We start from the raw sequence: 2,409 nt of genomic DNA on the forward strand, positions 1-2,409 counted from the left end.
GTGTTGTAGGCAAACGCCCAAAACAGATTTTGGCGGATTTTGTTGAAAGTCGCACGGGAAAGCTGGATTGACTTGACAACATCCAGAAGGCGATCGCGCATCAGAACAATTTGAGCAGTTTCAATGGCGACATCGGTTCCCCCTTGGAGGGAAATGCCAACATCTGCTTGTGCCAAAGCGGGGGCATCGTTGATGCCATCACCAACCATTGCGACGTGTTGACCCTGAGCTTGTAGCTGGGCAATCGCGGCGGCTTTGGCGTCTGGACGGACATCTGCTAAGACATCCGAGTCTGGATTAAGTTCCAACTGAGACGCGATCGCCCTTGCCGCTTCTAGTCGATCTCCAGTCAGCAGCATCACCCGCAATCCCATTTGCCGCAGGCGAGACACCGTTGCTTTCGCATCCGGTCGGAGGGTATCGGTGACGCCAATCAACCCCGCTAATTGACCGTCAGCGGCGACATAAACCACCGTTTTCCCCGCAGATGCCAGTTGTTGAGCCTGGTTTTGTTCGGAATCGCTGAGGGAAATTCCTTGCTGAGTCAACCAGTCTGCATTCCCCAGTAAAACCCGCACGCCTTCAACCAAAGCCGATACCCCTAGTCCCGGTTCCGTATAAAACTCTTGGGCAAGGGGGATGGTTAACTCTTGGCGGTGCGCTTCTTCCCCGATTGCCTCTGCCAGGGGGTGGGTGGTGCCACTTTCTGCCGCCGCCGCCAGTTGCAGGAGCATTTCTGGGAGGAAGTTCCCTACCGGCAAGCAATCAGTCACGATGGGATGACCCGTGGTGAGAGTACCCGTCTTATCAAATACCACGATATCCAGGTGGTGTACCCGTTCCAGCACGTCGCCGCCTTTGATCAACAGCCCTCTTTCTGCCCCCAGACCCGTTCCCACCAAAATTGCCGTGGGGGTCGCTAAGCCTAAAGCGCAGGGGCAAGCGATGACGGAGACCGAAATTGCTAGCTTTAAACTGAGTAACAAAGCTGAGTGCTGTAGAGGTGGGGGTTCCCTGTCTATGCCGCTGGCATGGTGCATGACTGAGTGCATCGCTGAGTGGCTCTCTATCCCTACTGCGCTCAACATCGTGACATCAGGCCAAAGTTGAGAGCCGATGAAGTACCAAAATAAAAACGTGAAGGTTGCTGCTGCCAGAACGCCGTAGGTGAAGTACCCCGCCACCGTATCCGCCAATAGCTGCACGGGAGCTTTCCGGATTTGGGCTTCTTCGACCAGGGCGACAATTTGTGCCAGAGTCGTATCCTTGCCGGTGCGAGTTGCCTTGATCGCGATCGCTCCCGACTGATTCAGCGTCCCAGCTGCCACCGAGTCTCCCGGTTGCTTCATCACCGGAACCGGCTCCCCAGTCAGCATTGACTCATTCACCGTTGTCTGACCCGCCACCACTTCTGCATCGACCGGGATCTGCTCTCCCGGCAAAACCCGCAACCATTCACCTACGCGGACTTGCTCAACAGGGATTTCAATGCCCCCGAAGTCGCTCCCCTTGGCACTTCCTCTAGGCGTAGAGTCAGCAACCGTAGGATTGGCAATTAAGCGAGCAACTTTCGGCTGGAGCGCCAACAATGCCTGAAAGGCTGCGGCGGCACGACCTCTCGCCCGTTGCTCCAAGGTGCGCCCTAGCAGGATAAAGCCTAACAGCATGACTGGCTCATCAAAGAAACATTCCCAACCCAGCTGAGGGAATAGCAACGCCACGCAGCTAGCCGTGTAAGCTGTAAGCGTTCCTAGCGCCACCAGGGTGTTCATATTGGGAGCATTTCGCCGCAAGCCCCGCCACCCATCGACTAATATCTGGCGTCCGGGAAAGAGTAACGCTGCTGTTGCTAATCCCCAGTGAAACCAAATGTTGGTCAGGGGTGAAAAATAAGCGGGAAAAGAGATGAAGTGTTGATTGAGATGACCAATTCCGGACAGCAAAATCAGAACGCCCGCAATGAATAATTGCCTCAACTGCTGGCGATTTTCTAGGGCGTGCCGTTCTGCTGGACTCAGAGTCTCTTTTGCTTTTTCGCCTGCGTTGGTGGCGAGACGAGGCTGGGTCGGAAATCCAGCTTCTGTCACCTGTTCGGCTAACGCAACTGGGTCAATCGCACCCGCTTCGCACTCTACGACAGCGACTTCTGTCACCAGATTAACGCGGGCAGAAACGACGCCTGGATGCTGGGTTAGCTGCTTTTCTACCGCTTTCACGCAGCCTGCACATTTCATGCCTGTGACATCCAAGGCGATCGTCTCTAGCGGCGATGCAGGGGTAGCGGCTACGGTTTGGGGGGATTGCATAGAGAATCTTGGGACTTTCCACGACACCTCAACGCCAGACTGTTCTAGCGTCTCTATTTTGAGGTTAGGCGAAAGTCCGGGCGATCGCGCAAAAATTCTTAAT

1 protein-coding gene is annotated in these 2,409 nt (G+C 55.1%); it reads right to left on the minus strand.

Features of this window, described 5'->3' with window-relative positions; translation table 11 throughout:
* A partial coding sequence (locus tag H6F50_RS00210) for a heavy metal translocating P-type ATPase (protein WP_190424977.1) occupies nt 1-2,306 on the minus strand: 2,306 nt, incomplete at its 3' end.
* Nucleotides 2,307-2,409: the final 103 nt, after the last annotated feature.

Origin of the sequence: Coleofasciculus sp. FACHB-712 (genome assembly GCF_014695635.1) — a bacterium.
In the GTDB taxonomy this organism is placed as follows: domain Bacteria; phylum Cyanobacteriota; class Cyanobacteriia; order Cyanobacteriales; family FACHB-T130; genus FACHB-T130.